Below are 19,664 nucleotides of genomic sequence, written 5' to 3' on the forward strand. Positions count from 1 at the left end.
TAGCAAATTTTTTGATGAACACGGTAATTTCTTTGGTTTGTAACTAAGTTTGTGTTCCTCAAATTAAACACTGAGTGACAAATTTAACTTTTACAATTATACCATAAAATATATTCTTTAAATTTTAAATCGGCTGGTTTCTTCTTTCAAATTATGTGCGATTTTGTTTAAAATTTCTACTTGTTCGAGTAAAGAGTTAATTGCATCACTATCAGCTTTTATTCCTTCTTCTACTATATTTAGTTTAGAAATAGTTGTGTTTGTTTGAGATTCTATTCCTTGTATTTCATTTTTAAACTCTTCAATAGTTTGATTTTGTTCTCTTACAGATTGAGTAAGGTCATTTACAACACTTGTTAATGATTTTGAAGAATTTTCAAGATTGTTGAAACCTTCTTCAAAAACCTTTATGGTGTTTCCGAGGTCATTAGTTTTTTTGTTTGTTTCCTGGATTCCTTGAGCTAGAGTTTTTAAACTGTTCAATATATTTATCATTTTATCTGAAATACCCATTGCTGTCATTGACGTTTCTTCCGATAAATTACGAATTTCTTCTGCAACCACTGCGAATCCTTTTCCGGCTTCTCCGGCTCTTGCTGCTTCTATAGAAGCATTTAAAGCTAATAAATTTGTTTGCTTTGCTATATCAGAAATATTTTTTACAAATTCATTAATCTTTTCAACTTCTTTAGAAAAATTATCTACACTGACACTTGAGTTTTTGACAAGTTCTTCAACGGAATTTGAAACGTTTAAAACTGAGCCTACAAATTTTTTTCCTTCATTTGCAAAAGTTATTGTTTCATTTGAAATTTTTGATATATTTTCCGTAGCATTTTTTACCTTTCTTGAGTTTGAAATTAACTCATCAATTTTTTCTGAAAACCTTGAAGAAATTTTAGAGACAGTGTCTCCAAGATCTTTAATCTGTTCTAGTAAGGAGTTTAAATTTTGTTGGGTATTTTTCAATAGTTTAGATTTTTCATCTACATTTTTAGATGAAACAATTATTTGTTCAGAGTCTTCTAAAAGATTTTTGATCATCATTTTAAGCGAAGAAATTGTTTTGTTTAATTCCTTATTCATTTGATCAAATTCATCTTTTATTTGAGTTACATGAGATATTTCTACTGTCAAATCACCTTCTGATAATCTCTGTAGGTTTTTCGTAAAGTTTCTAATTTGTGTTCCAAATCTACGACTCAATAGATAAGATACAAAAATAATTATTAAAATCAAAATAATTAAAATAATAATAGTGTTTCGTATAATTTTATTTAAGCCTAAGTCTATTTCAAAGGTGACCTCTTTGGCTGTGAGGGTTGGAAGATCAAAAGATGTTTCAAGGGGGATGTTAATTGATGCATCAAAATCTTGGTAGTCCTTAGATATTTGTATATACAACCCATCGAATTCTTCTGTTTGAAAGTAATAACTTCTCTTGGGCTTGTTTAGTATTTCTTCTGTAACAAATTTGGCATTTAATTTATTTTCATCTATATAAATTTCGTCTTTAGGAAAATTGGAATAAATGAAATTATAGTTTTTATCATAAAGAGTTACTGAGGCATCAAGTAATTTTGAAATTTCAAGCAATTTTTGATTTTCAAATTCTTCAATAATAACTAAAAAACCATTGACAGTGTTGGTTGCTATTGGGTCAACAATTGGAAATACACCAATAAAATACGGAATTGAGTTAAAAGACTTTGTTTTAACAACGGGGGTTAAATATCCAATTTCTAGAATATTCGTAAATATTTCTTTGAGGAAATCATCTAAATTCAATTGTTTTGTGTATTCATAGCCTTTTGAATAGGTTTCAGCCTTTTTTTGAAGTTTATAGGTTTGATTTTTGGAGGTTACTTCTACTCCAGTTCCAGCAGTGTTCGGAGGATAAAGTATCCAAAGTTGCATACCATTATATTCTTGAGTTGTAACAAATGGTTCTAAGATGCTGTATCTTTCCATTAAGGATATAGACTTTGAAGCAGTTTTTTCCTTAAGTATAGTATCAGATGCTATTAATTTTCCAGTTTTTTCAAGCGTTCTTTTTTCCGAGTCGAGAAAGTTTGAGAATATTGTTCCTAAAGTTTTTAGTGAATTGTCAAAGGATTGAGTGTACATTTCTTTCATTTGTTTGGATACTTCTTCTTCGATTAGTGTGATTTGACTTTTTAAATAGTTATTGTACGAGTTTAGCTGTTCTTGTACAGCGTCGTTATACTCATTTATTTGTTTTAGATATTCGTTGTTCAAATCTTCCACTACATATGAGATGTTAGCTTCGTTCTCTAAGGTTTTATTTTGAATAGACAGTGTTATATAAATTACTAAGAAGATACATGGCAGTAAGCCAAGGACCAAAAGTATAATACTAATTTTGTTGCTAAATTTGTTAAACCATTTTATGTTCATGTTCTCTCTGTCTCTTGGTTTCATTTTGATTCCTCCCATGAAAGCGTTTTCTAAATCATTTATATTATATAACAAAAAATGATTATATATAGTAATTAAATATTCCAAAATAGTAAGAATAACAAAATAAAAAGATGAAAAACCCTCTTTTTATTTATTTGAACGTATTAATTCTATTAAACTATGCAAGACATTCGAAGCATGATCTTTAACTTTTACATTCTCCCATATTTTTCTTACGAATCCATCTGGATCAACTAATATGGTTGTTCTAATAACGCCCCAATGTTCCCTACCGTACATTTTCTTTAACTGCCATACACCTAACTTTTCTAGAACAACATGATCAGGGTCACTAAGAAGAAGAATTTTTAAATCATTTTTTTCTATAAATTTTTTATGAGATTCTTCAGAGTCAGGACTAATTCCTATAATTTCACAGTTATATTTTTTAAATTCAGAAAGCTTATTAGAAAAATCAAGTGCTTCCAATAAGCAACCTTTAGAGCCATCTTTTGGATAGAAATATATTACAAGCCATTTGCCTAAGAAATCATTGATATTTATTAATTCACCGTTTGCATCTTTCAAGGAAAATGTTGGTAGTCTATCTCCTTCCTCTAACCTAAAATATTTCATCCATATCAATCCTCCAGGTTTCTATATCTAGAAAGCGAATCCACCACCACCAATTTTAATTGTTATGTATGGACCGGTTGGACCAAATTTAGGAACATTAGAAACAGAAGTGTCAGACAATTTCCATCCGCCAATTGGATCAAATGGTGCAAACACATATCCTGCTGAAATTCCAATTGCAAATCCTCCTGTTGATGAAGAAGCTTTAAAAGTTAATATATAATCTGCTCCAAAACCAATTTTAAAAATAGGAATAGGTCCTGAGATAAATAAATTTTCATGATAATCGGTAAGAAGATCTTCAAATTTTTTAGAATCTGGAAATTCTGATACTTTAAATGTCATTCCTCCAAACCCAACTCCGCCCATTCCATAGACTCTTAAGGATTGTTTTGCATAGATTAAATATCCAATGTCGAAAAGGCCATAACCAACATCTAACTCAACGGTGTAATCATCGGCTTTTTCTGACAAGGTAATTCCATAGCCTTCTCCTCCATATAATGTTTTTCCTATCAGAGCATATCCACCGCCACCTGTATAAAAAGCTGGATTTGAAAATGTTGGTAGATTGTTATCATTCAACGTTTTGTTTAACTCACCAAGATCCATCCACTTTGCTCCAAAATCTCCACCACCCAATCCACCAAATTCTCCACCAGAAAATCCTTGGGAAAATGACAAACTTGCAACGATTATGACAATTAAACTTACTAAGGTTCTTGACAGGTTTTTCATTGTTTGTTACCTCCTTCGTTGCTATTAGATTTTGGTTACTTTAAAAATGCTGAGAGGTACATTTTATAAATTTTTGGATTAAATTATCCTTTTTGCCTGTATGAAGAAAGATATTTTTCTCTTAATTTTTTGGCATCTTGTGGTGACAGCTCTGAAATTTCTCCTATTTTCAATGCTTCTATATAAATTTGGGCAGTCTTTTCTGCAATGATTGAAGTAGTTAAAGCCTCAATTTCATTTTCTCCTATTGTGACTAGTCCATGGTTTTTTAATATAACTGCATAATTCATCTCTAGCGCTTCAACTGCTTTAAGCGCCAAATCTTTTGTTCCAGGTTCGCCATACTTTGCAACATTAATTCTTTCTCCACATATCATTACCCCATCTTCTATCAAGGGAGGGATGTATTCTTTTACAAGAGAAACTACCGAAGAATATATTGGGTGAGAATGTATTATGGCATTAACGTCTTTTCTGTTTTTATATATTTCTAAATGGAGTTGATATTCTGAAGAAGGCTTTCTAAATCCTTCTAAAATATTTCCATCAATGTCAATAACCATGACATCATCTTCGTTCATTTTATCATAAGGATATCCTGAAGGTGTGATGAATATTTTATCTCCATCTTTTATTGAAGCATTTCCCCAGGTACCTTTGACAAGACCATTTTTTTCCATTGAAAGACAAATATTAATTAGTCGCTGTTTTTCATTCATATTATATATTCTTTCTAACAAAACTTAGAAAGAAGGTCAGCCTCCTTTAATTGATATTTTTGCTGTCTTTAGGAATTTTAAAATCTGCATTATACATATGTTTCGTATTTGATTTTTACGAAATACCTCCTTAATTCTAATCGCTATTAACTCTTAATCTCTTTAACTTTTCGGTACTTGTACCGAGGAAGGGGAGAGGGCTCCGCCCTGAACCCATTATAAATTCAAATGCTTTTTTTAGAAAATCTTCCCTTCTAATTCGGTACTTGTACCGAGAAAGGGGAGAGGGCTCCGCCCTGAACCCATTATAAATTCAAATGCTTTTTTTAGAAAATCTTCCCTTCTAATTCGGTACTTGTACCGAGAAAGGGGAGAGGGCTCCGCCATGAACCCATTATAAATTCAAAAAAATGTTATTCGAAAATTCTAATTTATAAACGCATATTATAATATAGTTTAAAAATTATAAAAAAATGTTAATTCAAAATCATTCAATAATAAATCTATTTATATTGTCAATTTTACCAGATAATATAAAAATATTTTTAAAAAGTTCAAAAAAACTTATTGTTTCAGATAAATTTTAGGAGAAACAAGAATACCCATTGGTTTAAGTCTATATTCGTACGACCATCGGCTTCCTGTGGTTCTCCAAGCATCTGGTCCAAACCAAAAGTATGTATCGTCACAATTATGAACAGTTCCAAAGGCGTTTATTCTGTTGCCATATGCTGTTATGTCGATATCATGTTTTCCTTTATTTACTTTACCTAATTCTAATGTGTATGGAGCAAATGCTATCTTTCCTTTTTCTTGACCATCTACACTGATAGATAATAATGGGTTTCTGAATTGAGGAACTTCAATAGTTAGGTTTCCTTCATTGCATTCAATTGTGCAATGATAAGTAACATTGCCTGCATAAAAAGGAAGACCTTGGTTAACCCAATTTCCGAAAGTGAGTGCTTTTTGGGGTTCAACAATCTTTTTGTGTTTACCGCTAACCTTTACACCAAAATCTCCAAGAAGGTAGCACCATTCTACGTTAGTTTTTGAATTAAACGGAATTTCTAAAATTATCTCTGAAATTCCTAGGCGAAGGTTTGGGATCTTGACTTTCTTAATACTTTTATCTACAAACCAACCTACAACTTCTGGTTCTACATGTTTCTTATTCACAAATATTTTTGTGTTTTCAACGTTTTCTAAGGCTAAACACGGATTTTTCAATTCTATATCCGATTCTATACTAAACTTAAGCTTCAATACATGTTCAAAAGGTTCCTCTTTTTTAATTGTCCAAGGTTGAGCTAATTTGTTCATACGTAATGGGTAATTTAAGAGTTCTCTAAACTTATTATCTATTCGAAGTATTTCGTCTACCTGTTGCCAGCCTCTACCATCAAATGAATATTCTGCCATATCAAGTAATAGAACATTTGGTTCTGAAAGAGAATAATTTACTGGATCTTCTAATCTTATTTCTTTTGTTTCTTTCTCTACAATCGATAGGTTTTCTTTCTTCTTTTCACTTTCTGTAAAATTACTTGATTCAAGTTTTAATAGCAAACTATCATGGGGATAAAATTCATAATCAACAATAGTTTCACCGTTTATTATTTTTGCTTCAGTTTCTTTAATACTTCCATTAATTGTGTCGTATATTACTGGGTTGCATTCCCCTTTTATAATAATTTTTATCCTTTCTTTTTCTGCTATGTCTGGATTTTTCATTTTATACACATGAGAAATGAACAACCATTTATTGTTCGCGTCTTTTCTCATTTGATAAAATAGATTATCAGATGGTGATCCATCTTGTTTGATTATTTCTATGTCTCTGTATTGATTTAATTCTTGCATTAATTTACCTTTTGAAAACGGAATAACTGTCGACTTTTCTGCAAGTTTTTTTGCTTTATTTGATTCAACTGCATCAACAAATCGAGGTAGTTCACCTAAAAATATAATCTTTCCCCCTGTCTTTTGAAAGGCTTCTAATCTATCTAATGTAGTAGATCTTAATGTTTCACATCCAGGGACTATTATTACATCGTAGTTCATCGCTCCAACTTGGAAGGTCTTGTTTTCTTGAATTTTCGAGAGAGAAGGTAATAATGATTCTGCTATATAATCAAAATCAATCAATCCAAATAATAACCATTCGGTAATATTTTTAAAGTTATCTTCTAATTCCTCTCTTTTAATAGCAGTCTTATCTTGAGGTCCCCAATATAGCCAGTAAGATTCAATAGGGTGTATAACTCCTACCTTTACTTCTGGTGTCCCCCGAGTTAAAACAGTGTTCAATCGCGCAAAATGGTCTTCAATCAATGAATATTCTTTGTACCAAGGAATTTGATATCCGATGCTTGGAGGATAATCCCTTTTTGCTTCCCCTTGCATTGATACCCAGGTAAGATGGTGTACTCTAACCGTAACTCCTAAAGCAGCTTGCCAATCTCCAGCTAGTTTGTACCCTCTAAAATCGAAATCCCAATTTGTAACACCATATAATTCGCTTAGAACGCCTTCTCTTGCGTATTGATGCGCAGCGCTTTGAGCTTGTTTTGCTGTTGTAAATTCTCTCCTATCACAAAGCATATCAATTCCTGGAAGTTGAAAAGATCGATACGATCTCATTGCTTCACCAACACACGCAGTTTGGGACTCTAACGTTGGTTCTTCCATTAAATGACCTGTTAGCAAGATCCCGTGATTCTCACACCAATCTCCTATAGTATCAGCAAAAGCTTGGGTAAATCTTTCGGTTAAATGGTCGTGATATCTATACCTCACTAAAGAGATTTGGTCGTTTGGTAACTCCCAGATCAATTCTGGCAAATGATCTAATATACTTTGATTGTAGGAGTTAAAATAACTTTCTTCAAAATCATCTGTGAAAGGAAGAATTATCTCACTTTCATCTTCTGAAAATTGTAGATAACTTTTGCGTGTAAATTGCGGCTCATCTGTAAAAATCGCAGGAATAGATTTACCAAAATCTTCTCCTAATTCTTGAAAATATTTTTCGTGAGTTATTTCCACAAACGTTTCTATCGCTCTTTTATTAAGAGTATCTACGTAAGCTTGATTATTAAACCAAGGATCATCTGCAGCTATTTCAAGGTATGCATACCATATTTTGGAATTGTCTTTTGATTTTTCATTGTCTTTTAACCTTTTGTAACGGGTTAGGTAACCATTTTCCAAAACAATTTCATATCTAGCTAGTAACTTTCTTTTTTTGCCTTGTTCTACTCTTTTGTTTGCTCGTAAATGTTCTACAACTATTTCGGAATCGTTATAATAAATGGGGGTGAAAACAAGAAAGCGTTGTCTATATTGATCATCTTTTGTTACATATCCGCCTGCAAAACCAGAAGGCCATCTGTCTTCATCATACAACCAGCATAGCATATCTTCTTCTTTTGCTTTTTCATTACATAACTTAACTAAACTCATAAACTCATCACTTAAATAATCAACTGCTAAACCTGTTCGTGAATGAATATGAAATCCACCTATTCCCATGATTTTAAAGTTATCTATTTGCTCAAGCAAATCTTCTTTATTTAAACTTGAGTTCCAAGCCCAAAATGGTGCACCTCTGTATTCACTTGTTGGATTTTTAAATAATTCTTGCGATATATCTCGTTTATTTTTTGGATATAACATGTTCTTTGTCTCCTTTCGTTATGTTTACTGTCTTTAAAAATTCTAAAATCAAAGTTATTTTTAATTTTTATAAAAAAGCTCTTTAACTTTTTTGATACTTGTAGCTAAGAAGGGTGAGGGCTGCGCCCTGTTACCCTCATAAATTCAAAAACAATAATTAAATTATGGCTTTTTAATACTTGCAGCTAAGAAGGGAGAGGGCTGCGCCCTGTTACCCTCATAAATTCAAAATTTTATTTTGAGATAATTTTTATTTCTAAAGTACTTATTATGTTTTAATATATTAGAGTTTCATATGTAATTAATTATTGGATTTAAAATAATAGATAGTATTTATTTGTAAAAAGTGGTCAATATATGATGATCTTATGATATAATTTCATCATAATATATCATAATGTCTTTGAAAACTAAAACGAAGCTAACTAAAGGTGTTTTGAGTTATATCAAGTTAGTCGACAATAATTTGATATATTCGAGTTTTTTGAAAGAAACACAATTATTAAAATATTTAAAAGTATAAGGAGTGAGTTGTATTGAACAAAATTATGAGGCAAGATAAAATATTAGAAATTTTACAAAATAGGAATTCTGTTAATTTGGATGATTTAGCAAAAGAACTGAAAGTATCAATGGTGACAATTAGGCGAGATGTTGCAGAGTTATATGAAAGGGGATTAATAGAAAAGTTTTACGGCGGTATAAGAAAAAGGAATCATTTTACTGAAGCATTATTTTTTGAAAGAGTGAAAATTAATCAAGATAAAAAAGAAAAGATTGCAGAATTAGCATTGAGGTTTATAAGTAGAGATAGTACTGTTTTTCTGGATGCAAGTAGCACTTGTTATCTTTTAGCTAGAAAGTTAGCAGAAAGATATGAGTTTTTAAATATAGTTACTAACAACTTATATACAGCCTTAGCACTTGCAGAAAACACGACTCATAATATAATAGTAATTGGTGGAACGTTAGATAACAAAAATGGGGTTACTATGGGAGTTATTCCAGAAAATATGATGAAGGAGATACGAGTAGAAAAAGCATTTTTCTCTTGTAGTGCATTTTCTGTGGATGAAGGAGCTTTTGAAAATCTACCACAAAGTGCTAGCATAAAGAAAATAGTTGGTGAAAATTGTGATGAAATATATATGCTAGTTGATAGTTCAAAATTTGATAAAAGATCGATCATGAAAACTTTCAGTATAGAAGAAATAGATAAGTTTGTTTCTGATTCATTTGATGAAAAGATATATAAAGTTTTCAAAGATAATTTTATATATCAATAAGGGGCTTAAGTCAAGCCCCTTATTTTCATTTAATTTTTCTAATTAAATTACTTTTTACTGTAGTGTTTTCTCATTTCTTCATTTTCTGGTAAAGCTAATATTTCATCTATAACTTTCACTACTTGTTCATAAGATCTGGTTCTAGGATCTCTTATCAAAAATTCCTCTAAAACTCTTCTATCCCCTGTTAAAAAGGCTTCTAGTGCCCATTCCATTCTTAATATTCTTGGCATTAAGTACATCTTTTTGATTCTTTCTGGTATATCGGGATCGATTTTATATGGATGGATTCCATTTTTGTCTGCATATACTGGTATCTCTACTGCCACATCATCTGCAATTCCTGGGATGGTTCCTTTGTTGAGAATATTTAATACTAAGTCAACTTTTTCATCGTTCAATAAGGCGTTTGCTAGTAAAATATGTTGTTCTCCGCTTTTCTTTTCAGGATCTAACAGTTCATAGACTTCCTTGGTATACTCTTTTTTCAAATCATCTTTTGCAGTAGATATTATCGCTTGTTGTGTTTCTTTAGAGAGTAATTTTGCTTTTGGATTTTCTTTAAAATATTTTGCAACTTGTTGGGTTATTATCGCTCTTTCTGCTTGCCTTTCTTGATACCATTTCCAGCCTAATTCTGAGTCAACACCACCCCATGGTTCACCAAACCATTTTTTCTTTGTTTCAAGATTATAATGATATTTCCAACTTCCATTTCTCACAGTATCTCCTATAGGCATCCTTCCATAAAATTCATACATGTCTTTTGCAACAAGCGATATTTGATCATCGAAAGGATTGGTTGGTTTAAAGTTTTTGAGTTCTTTTTCAAGTAATTCATCTATGAGGTGATGAGCATCTTTTCCTTCATATTTAAATCTTGTCAACCAAATCCCATGGTTGACTCCAGCAACTTGCCAATCAACCTTTTGCTTTTCTAATCCCATTTTCTCAATTATATAATCTACACCATGATGACCATGGCATATACCAACCATATTAATTGGAACAACTCTTGAAATTAAGGTTGTTAATTCAAAAACAGGGTTTGCAGCTTGAAGTAACCAAGCTTTGGGAGATAGTTTTTCGATAAGTTTTGCAACATCAAACATAAATTTTATTTGATTGAAATTTGAAATTGTGTAATAGTCAGATACCATGTTGAACTCTTGTGCATCAATCCCCCTATAATAACCATACTTTTCAGAAATTTGTCTAACCTTCTCAAAATAACTATGACCACCAACTAAGGCTGTGTTTACAACAAAGCTCGCATCTTTAATGGAATCTTCTAAGTTCATAGTAGTTTCGAATCTAAGATCAGAACCTAATTCTTCAGCATATTTTTTAGCTAATGTATGAACAGCGTTTAACCTATTTTTATCAATATCCATAAGCGACACAAGGCTTCCTGATAATCCTTTTGTTTTGCATAAGTCTCCTACTAATCTTAGTGAAAAGGATGCACTTCCTGCTCCTATAATACTTATTTTTACTCCTGGCATGTTTTATCTTTCCTCCTTGAGATTTTTTATTGGTACTTTCTAGTTTATTAAGAAAAAATTATTAACAAGATATAATTCATTATTTTCTCCTTTCAAAATGGTTATGCCTTTATTATTAAATTAAATCTCCATATATTACGCCCATTTCTCAAGTGGATTTTCTTTCTACTAATCTTGGTGGAAGTGAAACTTGATCTGAAGAACAATATTATATAGGTATTTATTGGCTTCTTCTTCAAGAGATTCAAGAATTTGTGGGAAGTAAAGGTTTGAAATTTGAGACAATATAAATCCTCTTACATAGCTTTTGTTATTAACAAAGCTTCGAGCTATTTTGTTAGGCTGATAGTTATATTTTTTGATATATTTGAGGACTTTTTTCTGACTTAAGGGTTCACATTCTTTTGTAACTTTGTTAAATATTAAGATCTTTCTTTAGCGGGCGTTCAATTTGCTTTTTAGGTAACACTGTTCTCTAAAAGCTGCTATTTCGGCTTCAAGATTAGTGTTTGCAGATTCGCCAAAAAAGCATGAATTATAGGGACAACTAAAGTTGGATTATGCTTTAACTCTTCTTTTATAATGGCATCAATTTTTGCCATTGCCACTCCCTCTTGCATGCAAGTAAATGGACCAACGTGAAATATACCTGAAACTTTTTGTTGACTATTGGAAAGTTCGCCGTTTAAAAATTTTAGGAAAGTACCGATGACTAAAGGTGATTCACCCATAATGTCGCCATGATAACGTCGGCTGTTTTGCATGTCTTCAATAATTTTTCGTGGTGTGGGGACAATATGGCGTTCTTGTAGATGGTTACCAAATATTGTTTTGAATCGCCAGTCTACGAAAGCCATATATTTTTCAACAAAACCAAATATAAAGCTTGGGTTTCTTCTATTAGTTATGTACATTACATATTCTAACCATTCGGATATAGAACCTCTTATTATTTCTAATCTTTCTTCTTCAATTTTTTGTATGACATAGTCAGCATATGGATCATGCTGTCTAGTATAAATTTCCCCTATATATAATACTAGTGGTAATGAATGTTCATTTGCACTAGGTGCTAATTCAGAGAAAATCTTAGTAGTTTCTCTGACCCATTTTTTCAAAAATTTATAAGATGCACCATGTTTTATAAGAAGGTTTTGTAGACTTTTCCATTGTTGATCACAAACCTCATCAAATTTTTTGAAATCATCACAATAAGGTCTAAATCTTCTTATTAAATCATCTCCCATATCAGCCATTTTAACTGCTCTGAAAATATAGAGAAGTGCACCTACTTTTGAAGTAAGTGTCTTGAATTGTTCTGGTACAACGATATCAAAATAGCCAACATCTGCAGAAGGGCTTATAAGATATATGCCTTCCATTCCTTCTTGTCTCAAGAATATTTTTATTACTTCTCCATATTTTCCAAATCGACATGGCCCAGCAGTGGTGGGTAAAAATAGAACAATATTTTCATTTATCCATTTTTTCCCTTTTTCTTTAGCCATTTCTTCCAATTCTGCCATCACATCTCCTACTACACCACGTAATGGAAAACATACCTCTGTTGTAAGAAATCTATCTGAATATTCCTTTGATTTAGGGGTAGCTGAGGGTATTACTTTTGATTCGATACCGTAATGTCTTAAGATTGAAACGCCCAAATTACTTGCTTCTCCCATGTAAGGAATAAGCCATAGTTTTTTACCTAGTTCAAGTTGTTTATTATGTTTTCCATTTGGAAATAAAACAAAGTTTGTCAAGTCTATATTCGTTTTAGGAGTTGCTTTTTTGACCAACCGTTCATGTGCTTCTGCACGAGTAACAAAAGGAGCATTATTAGTCTGTGCATCAGTTACTAAGTGTAAGAAAGGTTTTTCTACTCTTTTGAATATTTCATCCTCATGATAGAATTTAACTGAATCAGGGCCACATGCGAAATTCATCTGTCTTATTGGAAAAAGTTTTGGATGTTTTGCAACAAATATTGAAGCCTGAAGAATGTGGGAGTTTTGGTACCAGTATTCGTTATAGGACAGATCGTCAATTGGAATATCCTTATAATAGTTCTCTAAAAATGTTTGGGGGATATATCTCATGCCTCTTTGTTTTGTGAACATTGAACCTGATTGAGATGAAGCCTGAGGATCCAGTATAACATAATCGCGACCTAATCCTATATAACCGATTTCCCTGGATTTTTCTAATTCTTTTAAGAATCGTTCACCTTGCTTGTAGAGATCTTCTTTAAATTCAGTAACTTTTTTATCTGCAATATAGATAGCTTTCAAAATATCTTTTTTTGTAATGTTGTAACCAATGCGTGTAAACTCTTCAAAAAGAGATTGAGAAGTTCTTTCATTATCTTTCCAATAAATAATGGGCAAAATTTCTCTTTGTGGTTGAAGACCAATAATATCTTGGATTAAGTATCCCTCAGCTTCGGTATATATACAGAATTTTCTGTATGGTTTTCTTTCTCTTATTTCTTCAATTGGAGCAGGATTAAAAAGATGCTTGATTCTATTATCCTTTGCAAGTAGGTCAGCATGTCCTAAAACCAATTTCATAGCGATACAAAACTCTGTGGGGGCTATATTTATGCCTCTTTGGGCGATTTCTTCATTTGAAACCGGTGTAATAACAGGCATAAAACCTAATTCTCTTAGCAAAGCTCCAGCCCAAATTCCCATTTCTCCAAGAGTTATACCACTTCTGTGAATCCCTACTGTGGGAATACTTTTATCTTCTAATTTATTTAGTTGATCATAAGTTATTCCATTAAAATGCTTTTCAAATATATTATGATATATTTCTACGTAATCTGTTCTTGTAACATTAACCCCTTCACTGTTTCCTCTGGGGCAAAAACCTCCAGTAATTATTTCTTCATCACCGATTGTAAATATTTTTAGTTTGCAATTTCTCATTTTACAGGAAAGTTGGCCATAATGTTCAGAACATAAAATTTCTTTCTTATCAAATGACATGTTTACAAATTCAAATCCTCTAAATGCTGATTGAACAATTTTATCCTTTTTTCTTGCTTCAATTATTTCATCTCTAAGAAAAAGTCCAGCTCCCCAAGCACCAAATAATTCTCTGTGAGGGTAAGCATATATATCTTTACCTGTGACTTGTGCCATAGCAGCCAAAAAAGCCTTACCTAAAGCAGGGCCACCTTGGCATGAGCATTTGTTTTGTACATGTTGAGGCCCACCAACAAATTTATTGAAATAACTCGCTGCAGTAGATCTAACAATTGCAGCAGCAATTTCTTCTTTAGAAAAACCTTCTGAAATCAGTCTATTTTCTTCCATTTCCATGAATACGCCGCACGTGGAATCTATTATTGGTACAATCTCTGCTTTTAATGCAGCCTCTTGTAGAGTACTTTTCACATCTAAATCCAGTATTTGGGCCATATTTTCTAAAGTTTGTCCCGCTCCAGCCTGACAAGAGTAATTCATTCTTGCTTCTTTTATTTGGTCAGTTGCTTTGTTTCCATTAACCCTAAAAGAGGTAAATTTCATGTCCTGACCGCCAATTTCAAAGATAGTGTCTATATCAGGATCATGGAATTTAATGCCTTTAGCGTGACATGTAATTTCATCTACCGCTCCATCTAAAACGAGATAGCCTTCTTTTTCAAGACGTTTCTTCAAGGATTGACTAATCAAAATTCTTTCATATAGTTTTCTTGCCGATCCTGTAGTGCAAATACCTTTGACTAAGTATTTATCCGCATTTTTTGATAGATATCTAAAAACTTCTTTTAAAGCACCTTCCGGATCTCCATGTGTACTAATATAAATCTTATCAAGAAGTTCTCCAGTATTTACATCTACAACTGCAGCTTTTGTAGTGGTAGAGCCTCCGTCAACGCCAATTGTAACTTCTTTTAACTCTTGATGTGGTGATTCGTTAATTTCATGTTCAAATATGTGGACTTTTTCAAGTGACGAATGAAGAGGTCCAGCGAAGAAACGTTTTTCTTTACTGAAATCTGTAATCTTAAAAAGTTGATTGAAATCCATAACAAAGGTATTATTCTTTTCAAGAGCCTTTATTGCTATACCAATCGCTGCGACTGCTGTGTGATGTTTTGGTCTCTTAACATTCACACCACTTAAGTTTTTAACACTATTTAGAATATAGTTGCTGGAAAAAACTCCTCCAGTTGCAATCGCAGTTAAAGAAGAATCCAATTCTCTAGCTCCTAAAACATCATTTTTAAAGTTTCGTGCGACTGTTGTGTATAGTTTGGCTATCAAGTAAGGTTTTTGAGCCCCTTCATTTTGTTCATGAATAAGATCTGATTGAATAATAACTCCACATCTAGCGTTGAAACCAGATAATTTTGTAAATTCAGTAATTTCTGATTCTGCTTTTACAAATAATTGTTCCATCTGTTTTTGTTTTTGATAGGGATCTTCAATGTTGAAAAACTTAAGGTCATCTTTTAAGTATAACCTTCTTAACTGTTTTTCAATTAATATCCCTGAACCTCCACCACATTTGCTATTGGCAGACCATTCTAAAAGGTTTATTTCATCTTCAACTACTGCAAGTCTCAAAAAATAAGAGTCTTTAGCTCCAATATGAAAGACATAAGATGCGTTTGGTTCTAATAAAAAAACACCCTTTGGTATAGTTACACTTTCATAGTCAAATAAAAGATCTGGGAAGACTTTGTTGAAGTGTTGCGCACCTATGCCTGTAAATGAAGTTGAAATAATTTTATCGTCTAAGTTGGTTGTTAAATTATGCCAAATATTAGGAAGCATTTTCAAAGGTGTTCCAAAATGGGGTATGTTTTCCATCACATATACTAAATTCTTTTCCTGGTCAATAGCCGCTATTTGAATAGACGAAGAACCAATATCAATTCCTACATAATACATAAGAGTAAATCTCCTTTCATAGTTAGATATTATTACATACAATATCTAACAGGGTTTATTTAGTTATTTATTAATATATGCGGCTTTCAAGAAAGGATGTTTATTACCGGATATATATTCATTTATATCTTGTAGTGAGGCTTGATCTGTTAGTAACTTATGGAAAGGAAATTCTTTGCTGTTAATAATCTTGACAGCCTTTTGCATCGTAAACGGATTAATATAAGAACCAGTAAGGGTAATTTCTTCACTATATATTTGAAAAGGTTCTAATTCTGTAGTAGTTAATCCTTTAGGGGTTACTCCAAAAACTATAATTTTTCCTCCTTTTTTAACTAATGTATAGGCTAACTCTAGTCCAGATATACTTCCAGAGCATTCAATTACTAGATCAAATTCCTTGAATTTTTTGTATTCTTGGGGGTGTACGATGTCAAAACCGAATTCTTTTTCTATGTAGGTTATTTTATCTTGTGAAATTTCAAATATAAGTTTTATACCAACAGAAAACTTGTTAAACAACATTGCAAAAATTAATCCTATAGCGCCTCCACCTATAATTGCTATATCATCAGTAAAGGAAAAATTTGACAAATCAATTCCGTGGATTATACAAGAAAGAGGTTCAGCAAATAAGGCACTTTTTACATCTATGTTTTCGTTTAAAGGATAGATAAGATCATTTGGTACACTTAACAATTCAGCGAATCCACCATTTCTATTTACACCAACAGCTTTTAAATCATCACATAAGTGTGGTTTACCTTCTCGACAGTATTTACAATATCCACAAGGTTTGTTTGGATCAACCGTTACTTTCGTTCCTTTCTCATATTTAGATGAATTGATTATTTCCCCTACTATTTCATGTCCTGGAATGATAGGGTAAGTTGCTAATGTTTCACCTTTATAGATTTTTAAATCTGTTCCACAAACCCCACAACCTAGTATTTTAAGTAACGATTCATTTTCCCGTATTTCAGGGTCATCTTTTTCAATTAGTTCAATGTGATGAGGTTCTGTTATATATAAAGCTTTCAAAGTATTCCCCCTTTGATTTTAATATAAATAACAAAAATGACAAGACCTGTTTCAAGTTATTTTTAAACTAACACTATTATATTACATTTTTGTCAAAATAAATAGACATGATTTACATAACGAACTAAAAAACTCAAGAATTATGCTATAATGTTAAGGTAAGATCTTCTTTCATTCAAAACTGCTAAATATCAATAAAATAAAAGGGGGCAATTTTAATGCCGATATGGGATTTGACCTTTTTTTATAAATCTCCACATGATGATAAAATAAAAAAGGACTTAGAAGAAGGACTAAATAAGGCAGAACAACTTAGACAAAAATACCATAATAAACTTTCTGATCCTACTTTATCTTCTTCTCAACTTAAAAACTTCTTTGTTGAGTGTGAAGAACTTTTTAACAAAGTTTGGTTAACAATTCAGTATGCTTCTTTAAATTATGCTGCTGATACTTCCAACGAGCTATATCAAAAATTAGCAGCTATATGTGATGATTATGAATCAAAAATTGAAATGGAGCTTTCTTTTTGGAAGCCTGCTATTCTAAAACAATCCGATAGTAAATTAAAAGAGTTCATGGAATCAGAAGAATTGAAGGATTATAAGCATGTTATTGAAAACCTTTTAAAATCAAAAAAGCATGTGTTATCAGCAGATGCAGAAAAAGTTTTGGCTGCGATGTACAATTCTTCAAGAGGCGGATTCCAAGATCTCTACCAGCGCCTGACTAGTTCCTATATATTTGAAATTGAAATTGATGGAATGATTAAAACCTTAACGGAACCTCAAATGAGATCTTTAAGAATGCATCCGGATAAAGATGTTAGAAGAAGAGCTATGAAGATACTTTTTGATAGATACGAAAAAGATCAATTGGTTATTGAGAAAACCTATAATTCGATTGTGAAAAATTATGATACTGAAGCGAGCTTGAGAAATTTTCAAGAGCCGATTTCTATGAGAAATTTGGAAAATGAGGTAGATGACAAGATAGTTAGCACTGTGATTGAGGTTACAACAGAAAATACTCCTCTTGTTCACCAATATTATAATTGGAAAACCAAGAAAATGGGAATACCTTTAACGTTAGCAGATATATATGCACCTTTAGAGAAAGAACAGAAAGAATATTCGTTTGAAGAAGCTAAAAATCTTGTGTTGGAAGCATATTATCATTTTGATGAGGAGTTTGGTGAAATAGTAGATTCTTTTTTCACAGAAAAAAGGATTGATTCTGATATAAGAAAAGGAAAAAGAGGAGGGGCTTTTACTTCCTATGTTGTTCCAAATAAAAAACCCTTTATATTAATGAATTTTACAGGTAATATGAACGATGTAATGACTTTGGCTCATGAATTGGGGCATGGAATACATGGGGTATTGGCGTCTAAGCAAAATGTATGGAACTACCATCCTCCGCTAGTAATGGCGGAAGTAGCTTCAGTGTTTGGAGAAATGTTGGTGATGGATGCAGTTTTACCAACGTTGTCTGAAGAAGAAAGAATTGCTTTTATAGCTTCTAAAATTGAGGATACTTTTGCGACGATGTTCAGACAAAATATGTTTGCAAGATTTGAAATTAGTTCTCATAAAATGATCAGTGATAATGGTAGTGCAACATGGAAAGAACTATCAAATTTATATAGCCAAGAATTAAAAATTATGTTTGGAGATTCTGTAATAATTCCTGATGAATATCATTTTGAATGGTCTAGCATTTCTCACATGTTTCATACACCGTTTTATGTTTATGCATACAATTTTGCAAATTTGTTGGTTCTTGCTTTGTATGAACAATACAAGCAAGAAGGCAGATCTTTTGTTCCTAAATATAAGGAGTTATTAAGTAGTGGGGCAAATGATTCTCCAGATAGGTTATTGAAAAAGGTTGGAATAGATATAAATCAAAAGGCGTTTTGGAAAAGGGGTTTTGAGTTTATTGAAAGAGAGTTTTTAAATAAATTAGATTAATATGTTCTTTTAAAGGGTGAGGAGGAATCAATTTGTGGAAATCCAAAAATTGGTAACTAGCAAAGGATTTCAGACAAATACGTATATTATTAACAATGAGATTATTATAGATCCCGGTGAGGGTGTTGGGCAATTTGTGAGTAAAGACCATGAATTTATTGTGTTGTTGACTCATGGGCATTTCGATCATATTTTGGGACTTTCAGAAATTAAAGTAAAAGAATTATATGTACATCCATTGGATGTCAATTTATTACAAAATCCAAAAGAAAACCTATCTTTTCTCTTAGATAAGCCTTTTTCATGGCTTAAACCATGGAAAAATATTTCTGAAAATTATAGAGTAATACATACCCCAGGTCATACCCCAGGATCTTGTGTTATTCATATTGGTGATTACCTGTTTACGGGAGATACTTTGTTTTTTGATTCTATAGGCAGAACGGACCTTCCAAATTCTTCAACAGATGATATGAAAAATTCTTTAAAGATATTAAAACAATATTTTAAGTCTTTACCAAGAAACACTTTTATAGCTCCTGGTCATATGAGAACGGGAACCTTAGAAGAAGTTTTAGAAAATAACCCTTTTCTTAAAGAGATCTAGCAAGATAACAGCAAGAGAATTTTATTGGTACAAAGACATTAATAGGTTGGTTTGTTTAATAGGTAACAAAAGGATATAAGAAATTGGATCTACAAACTTTAGAAGCAAATATTAAAAAACGATGTTTTTGATTTATATAGGGTCTAGGGCGAAGCC

The 19,664-nt window shown here is 31.9% G+C and carries 11 protein-coding genes; 3 read left to right on the plus strand and 8 right to left on the minus strand.

All coding sequences use genetic code 11. The features are described 5' to 3' along the window. Positions 1–117: 117 nt before the first annotated feature. The 5 genes from DTL3_RS05995 to DTL3_RS06015 all read right to left on the minus strand — a co-directional run bounded on the left by DTL3_RS05995 (position 118) and on the right by DTL3_RS06015 (position 8,192). Positions 118–2,442, minus strand: a complete 2,325-nt coding sequence (locus DTL3_RS05995) for a methyl-accepting chemotaxis protein (RefSeq protein ID WP_045087939.1) — start codon at positions 2,440–2,442, stop codon at positions 118–120. 126 nt (positions 2,443–2,568) lie between these two features. Then, entirely contained in the window at positions 2,569–3,057 is a 489-nt protein-coding gene (locus DTL3_RS06000; RefSeq protein WP_045087940.1) for a peroxiredoxin, read from the minus strand. A gap of 27 nt (positions 3,058–3,084) precedes the next feature. Further along, positions 3,085–3,795, minus strand: coding sequence for a hypothetical protein (locus DTL3_RS06005; protein WP_045087941.1), 711 nt, complete (start codon positions 3,793–3,795; stop codon positions 3,085–3,087). An 83-nt stretch (positions 3,796–3,878) separates the two neighbouring features. After that, positions 3,879–4,535: a class II aldolase/adducin family protein gene (locus tag DTL3_RS06010; protein ID WP_231853943.1), complete on the minus strand. Its 657-nt coding sequence runs from the start codon at positions 4,533–4,535 to the stop codon at positions 3,879–3,881. A 543-nt stretch (positions 4,536–5,078) separates the two neighbouring features. After that, positions 5,079–8,192 carry a type 1 glutamine amidotransferase family protein gene (locus DTL3_RS06015; RefSeq protein WP_045087942.1) on the minus strand — a complete coding sequence of 1,038 codons (3,114 nt, stop codon included), beginning with the start codon at positions 8,190–8,192 and terminating at the stop codon, positions 5,079–5,081. A gap of 536 nt (positions 8,193–8,728) precedes the next feature. On the opposite strand from DTL3_RS06015, the gene DTL3_RS06020 reads away from it, so the two are divergent. Continuing rightward, on the plus strand, positions 8,729–9,478 hold the full coding sequence (locus DTL3_RS06020) for a DeoR/GlpR family DNA-binding transcription regulator (protein WP_045087943.1): 750 nt from the start codon (positions 8,729–8,731) through the stop codon (positions 9,476–9,478). A gap of 47 nt (positions 9,479–9,525) precedes the next feature. Here DTL3_RS06020 and aglA read toward each other — a convergent pair whose 3' ends face one another. The 3 genes from aglA to DTL3_RS06035 all read right to left on the minus strand — a co-directional run bounded on the left by aglA (position 9,526) and on the right by DTL3_RS06035 (position 16,928). Beyond that, the gene (aglA, locus tag DTL3_RS06025) at positions 9,526–10,983 is read right to left on the minus strand and encodes an alpha-glucosidase AglA (RefSeq protein ID WP_045087944.1); all 1,458 of its coding nucleotides are present in this window, start codon (positions 10,981–10,983) and stop codon (positions 9,526–9,528) included. 485 nt (positions 10,984–11,468) lie between these two features. Beyond that, positions 11,469–15,887 carry an acyl-CoA dehydratase activase-related protein gene (locus tag DTL3_RS06030; RefSeq protein ID WP_052670404.1) on the minus strand — a complete coding sequence of 1,473 codons (4,419 nt, stop codon included), beginning with the start codon at positions 15,885–15,887 and terminating at the stop codon, positions 11,469–11,471. A 63-nt stretch (positions 15,888–15,950) separates the two neighbouring features. Continuing rightward, positions 15,951–16,928: an alcohol dehydrogenase catalytic domain-containing protein gene (locus DTL3_RS06035; protein ID WP_045087945.1), complete on the minus strand. Its 978-nt coding sequence runs from the start codon at positions 16,926–16,928 to the stop codon at positions 15,951–15,953. Between the two features lie 218 nt (positions 16,929–17,146). Between DTL3_RS06035 and DTL3_RS06040 the strand changes: the two genes are divergently transcribed. Together DTL3_RS06040 and DTL3_RS06045 are read left to right on the plus strand one after the other, a co-directional pair. Beyond that, positions 17,147–18,901, plus strand: a complete 1,755-nt coding sequence (locus DTL3_RS06040) for a M3 family oligoendopeptidase (RefSeq protein WP_045087946.1) — start codon at positions 17,147–17,149, stop codon at positions 18,899–18,901. Positions 18,902–18,935: 34 nt separating this feature from the next. Further along, positions 18,936–19,508 carry an MBL fold metallo-hydrolase gene (locus DTL3_RS06045; RefSeq protein ID WP_045087947.1) on the plus strand — a complete coding sequence of 191 codons (573 nt, stop codon included), beginning with the start codon at positions 18,936–18,938 and terminating at the stop codon, positions 19,506–19,508. The last annotated feature ends 156 nt before the right edge of the window (positions 19,509–19,664 follow it).

The sequence above is a fragment of the Defluviitoga tunisiensis genome, assembly GCF_000953715.1.
In the GTDB taxonomy this organism is placed as follows: Bacteria; Thermotogota; Thermotogae; order Petrotogales; family Petrotogaceae; genus Defluviitoga; species Defluviitoga tunisiensis.

Bases quoted from the DNA above. Each gene is read 5' to 3' on its own strand.
- aglA (WP_045087944.1), bottom strand. From the start codon at position 10,983: ATGCCAGGAGTAAAAATAAGTATTATAGGAGCAGGAAGTGCATCCTTT.
- DTL3_RS06040 (WP_045087946.1), top strand. From the start codon at position 17,147: ATGCCGATATGGGATTTGACCTTTTTTTATAAATCTCCACATGATGAT.
- DTL3_RS06005 (WP_045087941.1), bottom strand. From the start codon at position 3,795: ATGAAAAACCTGTCAAGAACCTTAGTAAGTTTAATTGTCATAATCGTT.
- DTL3_RS05995 (WP_045087939.1), bottom strand. From the start codon at position 2,442: ATGAAACCAAGAGACAGAGAGAACATGAACATAAAATGGTTTAACAAA.
- DTL3_RS06030 (WP_052670404.1), bottom strand. From the start codon at position 15,887: ATGTATTATGTAGGAATTGATATTGGTTCTTCGTCTATTCAAATAGCG.
- DTL3_RS06000 (WP_045087940.1), bottom strand. From the start codon at position 3,057: ATGAAATATTTTAGGTTAGAGGAAGGAGATAGACTACCAACATTTTCC.
- DTL3_RS06015 (WP_045087942.1), bottom strand. From the start codon at position 8,192: ATGTTATATCCAAAAAATAAACGAGATATATCGCAAGAATTATTTAAA.